Below are 14,230 nucleotides of genomic sequence, written 5' to 3' on the forward strand. Positions count from 1 at the left end.
GGCCGAGTAGCCTAGCTATCGTGACGGGTTCTATCCGGTCGAAGCTGTCCGCGATCGACGTCCGCCAGCTGGGGACCGTCGACTACCGGACCGCGTGGCAGCTACAGCGAGAGCTAGCCGACGCCCGGGTCGCCGGCGGCGCCGACACGCTGCTGCTGTTGGAACACCCCGCGGTCTACACCGCCGGACGGCGTACCGAGACACACGAGCGACCCATTGACGGCACTCCGGTCGTCGACACCGACCGCGGCGGCAAGATCACCTGGCACGGTCCGGGGCAATTGGTCGGCTACCCGATCATCGGGCTGGCCGAACCCCTCGACGTGGTCAATTACGTTCGGCGCCTTGAAGAATCGCTGATCCAAGTCTGCGCCGATCTGGGCCTGCACGCCGGCCGCGTCGACGGCCGGTCCGGGGTCTGGCTGCCCGGCAGGCCGGCGCGCAAGGTCGCGGCCATCGGTGTCCGGGTGTCGCGGGCGACGACACTGCACGGGTTTGCGCTCAACTGCGATTGTGATTTGGCTGCCTTCACCGCCATCGTGCCATGCGGAATCAGTGACGCCGCAGTGACATCGCTGTCCGCCGAACTCGGCCGTACGGTCACCGTCGACGAGGTCCGCGCGACGGTCGCCGCCGCTGTCTGCGCCGCTCTGGACGGCGTCCTACCGGTCGGTGACCGCGTGCCCTCACACGCCGTACCATCGCCGTTATGAGTGTCGCTGCCGAGGGCCGGCGCCTGTTACGCCTGGAGGTGCGCAACGCGCAGACCCCAATCGAGCGCAAACCGCCGTGGATCAAGACACGAGCCCGCATCGGGCCGGAGTACACCGAGCTGAAGAACCTGGTCCGCCGCGAGGGGCTGCACACGGTCTGCGAGGAGGCCGGCTGCCCCAACATCTTCGAATGCTGGGAGGACCGAGAAGCCACCTTCCTGATCGGCGGTGACCAGTGCACCCGCCGATGCGATTTCTGCCAGATCGACACCGGAAAGCCCGCCGAGCTGGACCGCGACGAGCCACGCCGAGTCGCCGACAGCGTGCGCACGATGGGCCTGCGCTATGCCACCGTCACCGGCGTGGCTCGCGACGACCTGCCTGACGGCGGGGCCTGGCTGTACGCCGCGACCGTGCGCGCCATCAAGGAACTCAATCCGTCGACCGGCGTCGAACTGCTGATTCCCGACTTCAACGGCGAACCAACCCGGCTGGCCGAGGTCTTCGAGTCCGGCCCGGAAGTCCTGGCACACAATGTCGAAACCGTGCCCCGTATCTTCAAGCGGATCCGGCCGGCGTTCACGTACCGGCGCAGCCTGGGTGTGCTTACCGCTGCGCGCGACGCCGGCCTGGTCACCAAGAGCAACCTCATCCTCGGCCTGGGCGAAACCTCCGACGAGGTGCGCACCGCCCTGGGCGATCTGCGCGACGCCGGCTGCGACATCGTTACCATCACCCAATACCTGCGGCCGTCGGCGCGCCACCATCCGGTCGAGCGCTGGGTGAAGCCCGAGGAGTTCGTCCAGTTCGCGCGATTCGCCGAAGGGCTGGGCTTCGCCGGGGTATTGGCGGGACCCCTGGTTAGGTCGTCATATCGGGCGGGCCGGCTCTACGAACAGGCACGTAACTCACGGGCCTTGGCATCCCGCTAGCCAGCGTTTACGTATTCTGGACGATTATGGCGAAACCCCGAAATGCCGCTGAAAGCAAGGCCGCCAAAGCTCAGGCAAACGCTGCTCGTAAGGCTGCCGCCCGCCAGCGCCGCGCTCAGCTGTGGCAAGCGTTCACCCTGCAGCGCAAGGAGGATAAGCGCCTGCTGCCGTACATGATTGGTGCTTTCTTGCTGATCGTGGGCGCATCGGTGGGGGTCGGGGTGTGGGCTGGCGGGTTCACCATGTTCACGATGATCCCGCTGGGGGTGCTGCTGGGTGCACTGGTGGCGTTCGTCATCTTCGGCCGGCGAGCCCAGCGAACGGTTTACCGCAAAGCCGAAGGCCAAACCGGCGCAGCCGCCTGGGCGCTGGACAACCTGCGGGGCAAGTGGCGGGTGACGCCCGGGGTGGCCGCCACCGGCAACCTCGACGCCGTGCACCGGGTGATCGGCCGGCCCGGTGTCATCTTCGTCGGCGAGGGATCAGCGGCCCGCGTCAAACCACTGCTGGCTCAGGAGAAAAAGCGCACCGCGCGACTGGTCGGGGACGTGCCGATCTACGACATTATCGTCGGCAACGGCGATGGCGAGGTTCCGCTGGCCAAGTTGGAGCGCCACCTCACCCGCCTTCCGGCCAACATCACGGTCAAGCAGATGGACACGGTGGAGTCGCGACTGGCGGCGCTGGGTTCGCGTGCCGGTGCGGGCGTCATGCCCAAGGGACCGCTACCCACCACGGCCAAGATGCGCAGCGTCCAGCGCACGGTCCGCCGTAAGTAACGCGGCTCAGCGTCGCACCACCGCCGTAGCAGTGAGCCGATCGTGCAGCCCACGCCCGTCCGAGTCGGTGAACAGCGGCGGAACCACCAGCCCGATCAGCAGGCCACGCACCACCAGACGGCCGATCCCCACCGGCCGCCGGCCACCCACTGCCACCACGACCAGACCCAGCATCAACTGCCCGGGTGTGAATCCGAACAAGCGGACCGCCGCCACCCCGAGCAGCAGCCAAATCACCAGGACAACCGTCGACAGCATCGGGGTCGACCAAACACCGAATTCCACGCCCAGCAACGCCAGACCGTAGGCGATCAGCCAGTCGATCAGCAGAGCCGCCAGCCGGCGCCCCATCGGAGCCAGCGAACCCGGTCCGGTGTCCGGCAAGCCCAGCGTCTTGCCGGGATAGTCGGGCGGCGATTTCGCCGTCATCGGGCAGACCCGATAACCAGGTTCCCGTTCGGCATGCCACCGGTTACGATCTTGCCGACCATGGCCCCACAATAGGGCCGGGGAGACCCGGCGTCAGTGGTGGGCGGCACGGTCAGTAACGTCTGCGCAACACGGGGTTGACTGACGGGCAATATCGGCTCCATAGCGTCGGCCGCGGATACAGTAAAGGAGCATTCTGTGACGGAAAAGACGCCCGACGACGTCTTCAAACTTGCCAAGGACGAGAAGGTCGAATATGTCGACGTCCGGTTCTGTGACCTGCCTGGCATCATGCAGCACTTCACGATTCCGGCTTCGGCCTTTGACAAGAGCGTGTTTGACGACGGCTTGGCCTTTGACGGCTCGTCGATTCGCGGGTTCCAGTCGATCCACGAATCCGACATGTTGCTTCTTCCCGATCCCGAGACGGCGCGCATCGACCCGTTCCGCGCGGCCAAGACGCTGAATATCAACTTCTTTGTGCACGACCCGTTCACCCTGGAGCCGTACTCCCGCGACCCGCGCAACATCGCCCGCAAGGCCGAGAACTACCTGATCAGCACTGGCATCGCCGACACCGCATACTTCGGCGCCGAGGCCGAGTTCTACATTTTCGATTCGGTGAGCTTCGACTCGCGCGCCAACGGCTCCTTCTACGAGGTGGACGCCATCTCGGGGTGGTGGAACACCGGCGCGGCGACCGAGGCCGACGGCAGTCCCAACCGGGGCTACAAGGTCCGCCACAAGGGCGGGTATTTCCCAGTGGCCCCCAACGACCAATACGTCGACCTGCGCGACAAGATGCTGACCAACCTGATCAACTCCGGCTTCATCCTGGAGAAGGGCCACCACGAGGTGGGCAGCGGCGGACAGGCCGAGATCAACTACCAGTTCAATTCGCTGCTGCACGCCGCCGACGACATGCAGTTGTACAAGTACATCATCAAGAACACCGCCTGGCAGAACGGCAAAACGGTCACGTTCATGCCCAAGCCGCTGTTCGGCGACAACGGGTCCGGCATGCACTGTCATCAGTCGCTGTGGAAGGACGGGGCCCCGCTGATGTACGACGAGACGGGTTATGCCGGTCTGTCGGACACGGCCCGTCATTACATCGGCGGCCTGTTACACCACGCGCCGTCGCTGCTGGCCTTCACCAACCCGACGGTGAACTCCTACAAGCGGCTGGTTCCCGGTTACGAGGCCCCGATCAACCTGGTCTATAGCCAGCGCAACCGGTCGGCATGCGTGCGCATCCCGATCACCGGCAGCAACCCGAAGGCCAAGCGGCTGGAGTTCCGAAGCCCCGACTCGTCGGGCAACCCGTATCTGGCGTTCTCGGCCATGCTGATGGCAGGCCTGGACGGTATCAAGAACAAGATCGAGCCGCAGGCGCCCGTCGACAAGGATCTCTACGAGCTGCCGCCGGAAGAGGCCGCGAGTATCCCGCAGACTCCGACCCAGCTGTCAGATGTGATCGACCGTCTCGAGGCCGACCACGAATACCTCACCGAAGGAGGGGTGTTCACAAACGACCTGATCGAGACGTGGATCAGTTTCAAGCGCGAAAACGAGATCGAGCCGGTCAACATCCGGCCGCATCCCTACGAATTCGCGCTGTACTACGACGTTTAAGGACTCTTCGCAGTCCGGGTGTAGAGGGAGCGGCGTGTCGTTGCCAGGGCGGGCGTCGAGGTTTTTCGATGGGTGACGGTGGCCGGCAACGGCGCGCCGACCACCGCTGCGAAGAGCCCGTTTAAGAACGTTCAAGGACGTTTCAGCCGGGTGCCACAACCCGCTTGGCAATCATCTCCCGACCGCCGAGCGGGTTGTCTTTCACATGCGCCGAAACTCAAGCCACGTCGTCGCCCAGGCGTGTCGTCGCGGCCGGTTCAGGTTAAGTGTCGGGGATTCGTCGTGCGGGCGGGCGTCCACGCTGACCAACGGGGCAGTCAACTCCCGAACACTTTGCGCACTACCGCCTTTGCCCGCCGCGTCACCCGTAGGTAGTTGTCCAGGAATTCCCCACCGTCGTCGTTTCGCCAGCCGGCCGCGACCGCGACCGCATTGAGCTGGCGCCCGGGTCCCGGCAGCTGGTCGGTGGGCTTGCCGCGCACCAACACCAGCGCGTTGCGGGCCCGGGTGGCGGTCAGCCAGGCCTGACGGAGCAGCTCCACGTCGGCTGCGGGAACCAGATCGGCGGCCGCGATGACATCCAGGGATTGCAGCGTCGAGGTGTTGTGCAGGGCGGGAACCTGGTGCGCATGCTGTAGCTGCAGCAACTGCACGGTCCATTCGATGTCGGCCAGTCCGCCGCGGCCCAGTTTGGTGTGTGTGTTGGGGTCGGCACCGCGCGGCAACCGCTCGGACTCGATACGGGCCTTGATGCGGCGAATCTCGCGCACCGAGTCAGCGGACACACCGTCGGGCGGATACCGCGTTTTGTCGACCATCCGTAGGAATCGCTGACCCAACTCGGCATCGCCGGCAACCGCGTGTGCGCGTAGCAGGGCCTGGATCTCCCATGGCTGTGCCCACTGCTCGTAGTATGCGGCGTAGGACCCCAGGGTGCGGACCAGCGGACCGTTGCGGCCCTCGGGTCGCAAATTGGCGTCGAGCTCCAGCGGCGGATCGACGCTGGGTGTCCCCAGCAGCGCCCGAACCCGCTCGGCGATCGATGTCGACCATTTCACCGCCCGTGCATCGTCGACGCCGGTGGCCGGCTCACAGACGAACATCACGTCGGCATCCGACCCGTAGCCCAACTCGGCACCACCCAGCCGACCCATGCCGATGACCGCGATGGCCGCCGGGGCGCGATCGTCGTCGGGAAGGCTGGCCCGGATCATGACGTCCAGCGCGGCCTGCAGCACCGCCACCCACACCGACGTCAACGCCCGGCACACCTCGGTGACCTCGAGCAGGCCGAGCAGGTCCGCCGAACCGATGCGGGCCAGCTCTCGACGACGCAGCGTGCGCGCGCCGGCGATGGCCCGCTCCGGGTCGGGGTAGCGGCTCGCCGAGGCGATCAGCGCCCGAGCCACGGCGGCGGGCTCGGTCTCGAGCAGCTTCGGGCCCGCAGGCCCGTCCTCGTACTGCTGGATGACCCGCGGCGCGCGCATCAACAGATCCGGCACATACGCCGAGGTACCCAAGACATGCATGAGCCGCTTGGCCACCGCGGGCTTGTCCCGCAGCGTGGCCAGGTACCAGCTTTCGGTGGCCAGCGCCTCACTGAGCCGCCGGTAGGCCAGCAGTCCGCCGTCGGGATCGGGGGCATACGACATCCAGTCCAGCAGCCTGGGCAGCAGCACCGACTGCACCCGTCCGCGCCGGCCGCTTTGATTGACCAACGCCGACATGTGTTTCAACGCGGTCTGCGGTCCCTCGTAGCCCAGCGCGGCCAGCCGGCGCCCCGCGGCCTCCAACGTCATGCCGTGGGCGATCTCCAACCCGGTCGGGCCGATCGATTCCAGCAGCGGTTGATAGAAGAGTTTGGTGTGTAACTTCGACACCCGCACGTTCTGCTTCTTGAGTTCCTCCCGCAGCACCCCGGCCGCATCGTTTCGGCCATCGGGCCGGATGTGGGCCGCGCGCGCCAGCCAGCGCACTGCCTCCTCGTCTTCGGGATCGGGAAGCAGGTGGGTGCGCTTGAGCCGCTGCAACTGCAGTCGGTGCTCGAGCAGCCTGAGGAACTCATACGACGCGGTCATGTTCGCCGCGTCCTCACGCCCGATGTAGCCGCCTTCGCCCAACGCCGCCAATGCGTCCACCGTGGACGCCACCCGTAACGACTCGTCGCTACGGGCATGAACCAGCTGCAGTAGCTGTACGGCGAACTCCACGTCGCGCAATCCGCCGCTGCCGAGTTTGAGCTCGCGGCCGCGGACATCGGCGGGCACCAGCTGCTCCACCCGCCGCCGCATGGCCTGCACCTCGACCACAAAGTCTTCGCGCTCGCAGGCTCGCCACACCATCGGCATCAAGGCGGTCAGGTAACGCTCGCCAAGTTCCGCGTCGCCAACGACTGGCCGTGCTTTCAGCAACGCCTGAAACTCCCAGGTCTTGGCCCAGCGCTGGTAGTAGGCGATGTGCGACTCGAGCGTACGGACCAGCTCCCCGTTGCGCCCCTCCGGACGCAGGGCGGCGTCCACCTCGAAAAAGGCCGCCGAGGCCACCCGCATCATCTCGCTGGCCACGCGCGCGTTGCGCGGGTCGGAGCGCTCGGCAACGAATATGACATCGACGTCGCTGACGTAGTTCAGTTCGCGCGCACCGCACTTGCCCATCGCGATGACCGCCAGGCGCGGTGGCGGGTGCTCGCCGCACACGCTCGCCTCGGCCACGCGCAGCGCCGCCGCCAGAGCGGCGTCCGCGGCGTCCGCCAGGCGTGCGGCCACCACGGTGAATGGCAGCACCGGTTCGTCCTCGACCGTCGCGGCCAGGTCGAGAGCGGCCAGCATTAGCACGTAGTCGCGGTACTGGGTTCGCAATCGGTGCACGAGCGAGCCCGGCATACCCTCCGATTCCTCGACGCACTCGACGAACGACCGCTGCAGCTGGTCATGGGACGGCAGTGTGACCTTGCCCCGCAGCAATTTCCAGGACTGCGGATGGGCGACCAGGTGATCGCCCAACGCCAGCGACGAGCCCAGCACCGAGAACAGCCGCCCGCGCAGACTGCGTTCGCGCAGCAGAGCCGCGTTGAGCTCGTCCCATCCGGTGTCTGGATTCTCCGACAGCCGGATCAAGGCGCGCAGCGCGGCATCGGCGTCCGGAGCGCGTGACAGCGACCACAGCAGGTCGACGTGCGCCTGATCCTCGTGCCGATCCCACCCCAGCTGAGCCAGACGCTCACCAGCAGGGGGGTCAACTAATCCGAGCCGGCCAACGCTGGGCAACTTCGGCCGCTGCGTGGCGAGTTTGGTCACGACCACGACGGTAGCGCAAAGCGCGTCGGCGTCGGATCAACCGGTAGATCTGGGCTACAGCGACAGGTAGGTGCGCAGCTCGTATGGCGTGACGTGGCTGCGGTAGTTCGCCCACTCCGTGCGCTTGTTGCGCAAGAAAAAGTCAAAAACGTGCTCCCCCAAGGCCTCCGCGACGAGTTCGGAGGCCTCCATGGCGCGCAGCGCACTATCCAAACTGGACGGCAATTCTCGGTACCCCATCGCTCGGCGTTCCTCGGGTGTGAGGTCCCATACGTTGTCCTCGGCCTGCGGGCCCAGCACGTAACCCTTCTCTACACCCCGCAATCCCGCGGCCAGCAGCACGGCGAATGTCAGATAGGGATTGCACGCCGAATCAGGGCTGCGTACTTCGACCCGCCGCGACGAGGTCTTGTGCGGCGTGTACATCGGCACCCGCACTAGGGCGGATCGGTTGGCGGCCCCCCACGACGCGGCCGTGGGCGCTTCGCCGCCCTGCACCAGCCGCTTGTAAGAGTTGACCCACTGATTTGTGACCGCGCTGATCTCGCAAGCGTGCTCCAGGATCCCGGCGATGAACGATTTACCCACTTCCGACAGCTGCAGCGGATCATCAGCGCTGTGGAACGCGTTGACATCACCCTCGAACAGGCTCATGTGGGTGTGCATCGCCGAGCCCGGGTGCTGGCCGAATGGCTTGGGCATGAACGACGCCCGGGCGCCCTCTTCCAGCGCGACTTCTTTGATGACGTAGCGGAAGGTCATCACGTTGTCAGCCATCGACAGAGCGTCGGCAAACCGCAGGTCGATCTCCTGCTGGCCGGGTGCGCCTTCGTGATGGCTGAACTCCACCGAGATGCCCATGAATTCCAGGGCATCGATCGCGTGGCGGCGAAAGTTCAAGGCGGAGTCGTGCACCGCTTGGTCGAAATAGCCGGCGTTGTCGACCGGGACGGGCACCGACCCGTCCTCGGGTCCGGGCTTGAGCAGGAAGAACTCGATTTCGGGATGCACGTAGCAGGAGAAGCCGAGTTCGCCGGCCTTCGTCAGCTGCCGCCGCAACACGTGCCGCGGGTCCGCCCACGACGGCGAGCCGTCCGGCATGGTGATGTCGCAAAACATCCGCGCTGAGTGGTGGTGGCCGGAACTGGTGGCCCAGGGCAGCACCTGGAAGGTCGACGGGTCCGGGTGCGCCACCGTATCGGATTCCGAGACCCGCGCAAAGCCCTCGATCGAGGATCCGTCGAAGCCGATGCCTTCCTCGAAGGCGCCCTCGAGTTCGGCTGGGGCGATGGCGACCGACTTGAGGAAACCGAGCACGTCTGTGAACCACAGCCGGACGAAGCGGATGTCGCGTTCTTCCAGGGTACGAAGAACGAATTCCTTCTGTCGGTCCATACCTCGAACAGTATGCACTGTCTGTTAAAACCGTGTTACCGATGCCCGGCCAGAAGCGTTGCGGGGCGGCCCGCAAGGGGAGTGCGCGGTGAGTTCAGGGCGCGCACCGCAGACTCGTCGGCGGCAAGGTCCCGTCGAGAAAATAGTGCATCACCGCAGAGTCCACACACTGGTTGCCATCGAACACCGCAGTGTGTTGGGTGCCGTCGAAGGTGATCAGCGGTGCGCCCAGCTGGCGGGCCAGGTCTACCCCGGACTGATACGGAGTGGCCGGGTCGTGGGTGGTGGACACCACGACGACCTTGCCAGCCCCGGCCGGCGCCGCGGGGTGCGGCGTCGACGTTGCCGGCACCGGCCACAGCGCGCACAGATCGCGGGGGGCGGATCCGGTGAACTGCCCGTAGCTAAGGAACGGGGCGACCTGACGGATCCGTTGGTCGGCGGCCACCCAGGCCGCTGGATCGGCCGGTGTGGGCGCATCGACGCACCGAACCGCGTTGAACGCGTCCTGGTCGTTGCTGTAGTGCCCGTCTGCATCCCGGCCGTCATAGTCGTCGGCAAGCACCAGCAAGTCGCCGGCGTCGCTGCCGCGCTGCAGCCCCAGCAGACCACTGGTCAGGTACTTCCAGCGCTGAGGGCTGTACAGCGCGTTGATGGTGCCCGTCGTCGCGTCGGCGTAGCTCAGGCCACGTGGATCCGACGTCTTACCCGGCTTCTGCACCAGCGGGTCAACCAGGGCGTGGTAGCGGTTGACCCACTGGGCCGAGTCGGTGCCCAGAGGGCAGGCCGGCGAGCGGGCGCAGTCGGCGGCGTAGTCATTGAAAGCGGTCTGAAATCCCGCCATTTGGCTGATGCTTTCCTCGATTGGGCTAACGGCTGGATCGATAGCGCCGTCGAGGACCATCGCCCGCACATGAGTACCGAACCGTTCCAGGTAAGCGGTGCCCAACTCGGTGCCGTAGCTGTATCCGAGGTAGTTGATCTGATCGTCACCTAACGCTTGGCGAACCATGTCCATGTCCCGTGCGACGGACGCGGTACCGATATTGGCCAAGAAGCTGAAGCCCATCCGGTCAACACAGTCCTGGGCCAACTGCCGGTAGACCTGTTCGACGTGGGTGACACCGGCCGGACTGTAGTCGGCCATCGGATCGCGCCGGTACGCGTCGAACTCGGCGTCGGTGCGACACCGCAACGCAGGGGTCGAGTGGCCGACCCCTCTCGGGTCGAAGCCCACCAGGTCGAAGTGGCGGAGAATGTCGGTGTCGGCGATCGCGGGTGCCATAGCGGCGACCATGTCGACCGCCGACGCCCCGGGTCCCCCAGGATTGACCAGCAGTGCTCCGAATCGCTGTCCCGTCGCGGGGACGCGGATCACCGCCAACTTCGCTTGTGTCCCACCGGGTTGGTCGTAGTCGACGGGGACGGACACCGTCGCGCAGCGTGCAGTGCGAATTTCGCTGGTGTCGGCGATGAACTCGCGGCAGCTGTTCCAACTCTGTTGCGGCGCCACGACCGGCGCACCCGGGGTTTGGCCGGCGCCGGGTTCTTCAGTCGCGCCGGCCAACGGGGGCGCTGCTAGGGGCAGTCCGCCGAGCAGCAACCCGAAGGACAGCAGCGCCGAGCTCAACGGTCTGCGGCGCCACATGGCCGCCATCGTCTCACCGGCGAATACCTGTGACGGCGCGAAATGATCACACCTTCGTTTCTTCGCCCCGCTAGCACTTGGCGCCGCTGGGCGGCGTGGTGCCGCCGATCAAATACGCCGTCACGTACTCGTCAATGCAGCTGTCGCCCTGGAATACCACCGTGTGCTGGGTTCCGTCGAAGGTCAGCAACGAACCGCGAAGCTGGTTCGCCAGGTCGACCCCGGCCTTGTACGGCGTCGCCGGGTCATGGGTGGTGGATACCACCACCGTCGGCACTAGGCCGGGCGCCGAGACGGCATGGGGCTGACTTGTGGGTGGCACCGGCCAGAACGCGCAGGTGCCCAGCGGCGCATCACCGGTGAACTTCCCGTAGCTCATGAACGGTGCGATCTCCCGGGCGCGGCGGTCTTCGTCGATGACCTTGTCGCGATCGGTAACCGGGGGCTGATCGACGCAATTGATCGCCACCCGCGCGTCACCGGAATTGTTGTAGCGGCCGTGCGAGTCCCGACGCATGTACATGTCGGCCAGAGCCAGCAGGGTGTCTCCGCGATTGTCGACCAGCTCCGACAGCCCGTCGGTCAAGTGTTGCCACAGATTCGGTGAGTACAGCGCCATAATGGTGCCCACGATGGCGTCGCTATAACTCAGCCCGCGCGGATCCTTCGTGCGCGCCGGCCTGCTGATCCTCGGGTTGTCCGGGTCGACCAACGGATCGACCAGGCTGTGGTAGACCTCGACGGCTTTGGCCGGGTCGGCGCCCAGCGGGCAGCCCGCGTTCTTGGCGCAGTCGGCGGCATAGTTGTTGAACGCGTCCTGGAAGCCCTTGGCCTGGCGCAGCTCCGCCTCGATGGGATCGGCATTGGGGTCGACGGCACCGTCGAGAATCATTGCCCGCACCCGCTGCGGAAATTCCTCGGCATACGCGGAGCCGATCCGGGTGCCGTACGAGTAGCCCAGGTAGGTCAGCTTGTCGTCGCCCAACGCCGCGCGAATGGCATCCAGGTCCTTGGCGACGTTGACCGTCCCGACATGGGCCAGAAAGTTCTTGCCCATCTTGTCCACACAGCGACCGACGAATTGCTTGGTCTCGTTCTCGATGTGCGCCACACCCTCCCGGCTGTAGTCAACCTGCGGCTCGGCCCGCAGCCGGTCGTTGTCGGCATCGGAGTTGCACCAGATCGCCGGCCGGGACGACGCCACCCCGCGGGGGTCGAACCCAACCAGGTCGAACCTTTCGTGCACCCGCTTCGGCAATGTCTGGAAGACGCCCAAGGCGGCCTCGATACCGGATTCGCCGGGTCCACCGGGATTTATGACCAGCGAACCGATCTTGTCTCCCGTCGCCGGAAAGCGAATCAGCGCCAGCGCCGCCACGTCACCATCGGGGCGGTCGTAGTCGACCGGTACAGCGAGCTTGCCGCATAACGCGCCGCCGGGGATCTTTACTTGCGGGTTTGACGACCGGCACGGTGTCCACTCCACCGGCTGGCCCAGCTTCGGCTCCGCCATACGAGCGCGTCCCCCGACCACGCGGATGCAGCCCACAAGAACCAACGCCACGGCGGCGAGCGCGGCCCAGATCAACAGCATGCGCGCGATCTTGTCGCGGCGAGACAGCCTCATGCCCACAATGCTGCCAGAGCAGACCCGAGATCCTGGCCAGCGGCCACCGTCGGCCGACTAACCGGCCGCTGCCAGCAGTCCTGCCATCGCCGATGGCGAACTCGTCGGCCATCCCCCATACGTCCGGTAACAGATCCGGGCAAGACACCGACCCGTCGACCGGATCCGGCACGGGCGCGTCGGCCTCGGCGGTGCACAACTGCGACATCAGGTTGGCGCTGGCACCCCGTCCACGCCGGCATGGTGCACCTTGGCCATCGCCCGAGGGCGATCCCCGATGCCGTCCACCCCTTCGACGAACCCATCTCCCACGGCGGTCGCCGGCAGCGACGCGATGTGGCCGCAGATCTCCGAGAGTTCGGCCCGCCCGCCCGGCGACGGCAACCCGATGCCGTGCAAGTGACGATCGATGTGAGGTTCAAGGTTCAGCGCACTGCTGGCAAGCTTTTTCCGAAACCGCGGCCTCGCCTTGATCTGGAGTCAGAACGCGTCACGCAGCCGGTCAAAGGCGTAACCCATGCTCGAGCAAACATGCATGGGCTGAGTGGACGTTTCCAGACACAGCAACTGGCGTCCAGGCCACTGAGCCGCTGCATGCGCGATGGTATGCCGATGGGGGCCCCGGGCGCGTCTGAGGGGAAGAAGTGGCAGACTGTCAGGGTCCGACGAACCCGGGGACCCTAACGGGCCACGAGGATCGACCCGACCACCATTAGGGACAGTGATGTCTGAGCAGACTATCTATGGGGCCAATACCCCCGGAGGCTCCGGGCCGCGGACCAAGATCCGCACCCACCACCTACAGAGATGGAAGGCCGACGGCCACAAGTGGGCCATGCTGACGGCCTACGACTATTCGACGGCCCGGATCTTCGACGAGGCCGGCATCCCGGTGCTGCTGGTCGGTGATTCGGCGGCCAACGTCGTGTACGGCTACGACACCACCGTGCCGATCTCCATCGACGAGCTGATCCCGCTGGTCCGTGGCGTGGTGCGGGGTGCCCCGCACGCACTGGTCGTCGCCGACCTGCCGTTCGGCAGCTACGAGGCGGGGCCCACCGCCGCGTTGGCCGCCGCCACCCGGTTCCTCAAGGACGGCGGCGCACATGCGGTCAAGCTCGAGGGCGGTGAGCGGGTGGCCGAGCAAATCGCCTGTCTGACCGCGGCGGGCATCCCGGTGATGGCACACATCGGCTTCACCCCGCAAAGCGTCAACACCTTGGGCGGCTTCCGGGTGCAGGGCCGCGGCGACGCCGCCGAACAAACCATCGCCGACGCGATCGCCGTCGCCGAAGCCGGAGCGTTTGCCGTCGTGATGGAGATGGTGCCCGCCGAGTTGGCCACCCAGATCACCGGCAAGCTTACCATTCCGACGGTCGGGATCGGCGCTGGGCCCAACTGCGACGGCCAGGTCCTGGTATGGCAGGACATGGCCGGGTTCAGCGGCGCCAAGACCGCCCGCTTCGTCAAACGGTATGCCGATGTCGGTGGTGAACTACGCCGTGCTGCAATGCAATACGCCCAAGAGGTGGCCGGCGGGGTATTCCCCGCTGACGAACACAGTTTCTGACCAAGCCGAATCAGCCCGATGCGCGGGCATTGCGGTGGCGCCCTGGATGCCGTCGACGCCGGATTGCCGGCGCGGACGCGCCAGCGGGACCCATCGGCGTCGCGTTCGCCGGTTGAGCCCGGGGTGAGCCCAGACATTCGATGTGCCCAACACCATCCGCCACAGCCCAATTGATGTGGCACTCTATGCATGCCTATCCCCGACCA

At 66.3% G+C, this 14,230-nt stretch carries 11 protein-coding genes; 5 read left to right on the forward strand and 6 right to left on the reverse strand.

What is annotated here, in order from left to right; all coding sequences use genetic code 11:
- Nucleotides 1-20 precede the first annotated feature (20 nt).
- Genes lipB through FF952_RS11735 form a run of 3 tightly spaced genes read left to right on the forward strand, consistent with a single transcriptional unit; the run spans nt 21 to nt 2,424 of the window.
- Nucleotides 21-713 (forward strand): lipoyl(octanoyl) transferase LipB, encoded by a 693-nt coding sequence (gene lipB / locus FF952_RS11725; protein ID WP_003411458.1) that lies wholly within the window; start codon nt 21-23, stop codon nt 711-713.
- Entirely contained in the window at nt 710-1,645 is a 936-nt protein-coding gene (gene lipA / locus FF952_RS11730) for a lipoyl synthase (RefSeq protein ID WP_003411460.1), read from the forward strand. Before lipB ends, lipA begins: the two co-directional genes overlap by 4 nt.
- Nucleotides 1,646-1,671: 26 nt before the next feature.
- Nucleotides 1,672-2,424 (forward strand): DUF4191 domain-containing protein, encoded by a 753-nt coding sequence (locus FF952_RS11735; RefSeq protein WP_003411463.1) that lies wholly within the window; start codon nt 1,672-1,674, stop codon nt 2,422-2,424.
- Nucleotides 2,425-2,430: 6 nt separating this feature from the next.
- Here FF952_RS11735 and FF952_RS11740 read toward each other — a convergent pair whose 3' ends face one another.
- A complete protein-coding gene (locus FF952_RS11740) occupies nt 2,431-2,853 on the reverse strand; it encodes an RDD family protein (protein WP_003411466.1) in 423 nt (140 codons plus the stop codon).
- 198 nt (nt 2,854-3,051) lie between these two features.
- Between FF952_RS11740 and glnA the strand changes: the two genes are divergently transcribed.
- Nucleotides 3,052-4,488, forward strand: coding sequence for a type I glutamate--ammonia ligase (glnA, locus tag FF952_RS11745; RefSeq protein WP_003411475.1), 1,437 nt, complete (start codon nt 3,052-3,054; stop codon nt 4,486-4,488).
- Nucleotides 4,489-4,805: 317 nt separating this feature from the next.
- Here the strand turns inward: glnA and FF952_RS11750 are convergent, their stop codons facing one another.
- The 5 genes from FF952_RS11750 to FF952_RS11770 form a co-directional block, all read right to left on the reverse strand.
- Nucleotides 4,806-7,790, reverse strand: a complete 2,985-nt coding sequence (locus FF952_RS11750; RefSeq protein WP_003411478.1) for a bifunctional [glutamine synthetase] adenylyltransferase/[glutamine synthetase]-adenylyl-L-tyrosine phosphorylase — start codon at nt 7,788-7,790, stop codon at nt 4,806-4,808.
- A gap of 48 nt (nt 7,791-7,838) precedes the next feature.
- Complete coding sequence (locus FF952_RS11755) at nt 7,839-9,179, reverse strand: glutamine synthetase family protein (protein ID WP_003411482.1); 1,341 nt, start codon at nt 9,177-9,179, stop codon at nt 7,839-7,841.
- A gap of 94 nt (nt 9,180-9,273) precedes the next feature.
- Entirely contained in the window at nt 9,274-10,836 is a 1,563-nt protein-coding gene (gene caeB / locus FF952_RS11760; protein ID WP_003411484.1) for a carboxylesterase CaeB, read from the reverse strand.
- Nucleotides 10,837-10,897: 61 nt separating this feature from the next.
- Nucleotides 10,898-12,460 (reverse strand): carboxylesterase CaeA, encoded by a 1,563-nt coding sequence (caeA, locus tag FF952_RS11765; RefSeq protein WP_003411486.1) that lies wholly within the window; start codon nt 12,458-12,460, stop codon nt 10,898-10,900.
- A gap of 201 nt (nt 12,461-12,661) precedes the next feature.
- Entirely contained in the window at nt 12,662-12,883 is a 222-nt protein-coding gene (locus tag FF952_RS11770) for a hypothetical protein (protein WP_012054189.1), read from the reverse strand.
- A 295-nt stretch (nt 12,884-13,178) separates the two neighbouring features.
- On the opposite strand from FF952_RS11770, the gene panB reads away from it, so the two are divergent.
- The gene (gene panB, locus FF952_RS11775) at nt 13,179-14,024 is read left to right on the forward strand and encodes a 3-methyl-2-oxobutanoate hydroxymethyltransferase (RefSeq protein ID WP_003411489.1); all 846 of its coding nucleotides are present in this window, start codon (nt 13,179-13,181) and stop codon (nt 14,022-14,024) included.
- Nucleotides 14,025-14,230 lie beyond the last annotated feature (206 nt).

The sequence above is a fragment of the Mycobacterium tuberculosis complex sp. N0072 genome (assembly GCF_030323725.1).
Taxonomy (GTDB): Bacteria; Actinomycetota; Actinomycetes; order Mycobacteriales; family Mycobacteriaceae; genus Mycobacterium; species Mycobacterium tuberculosis.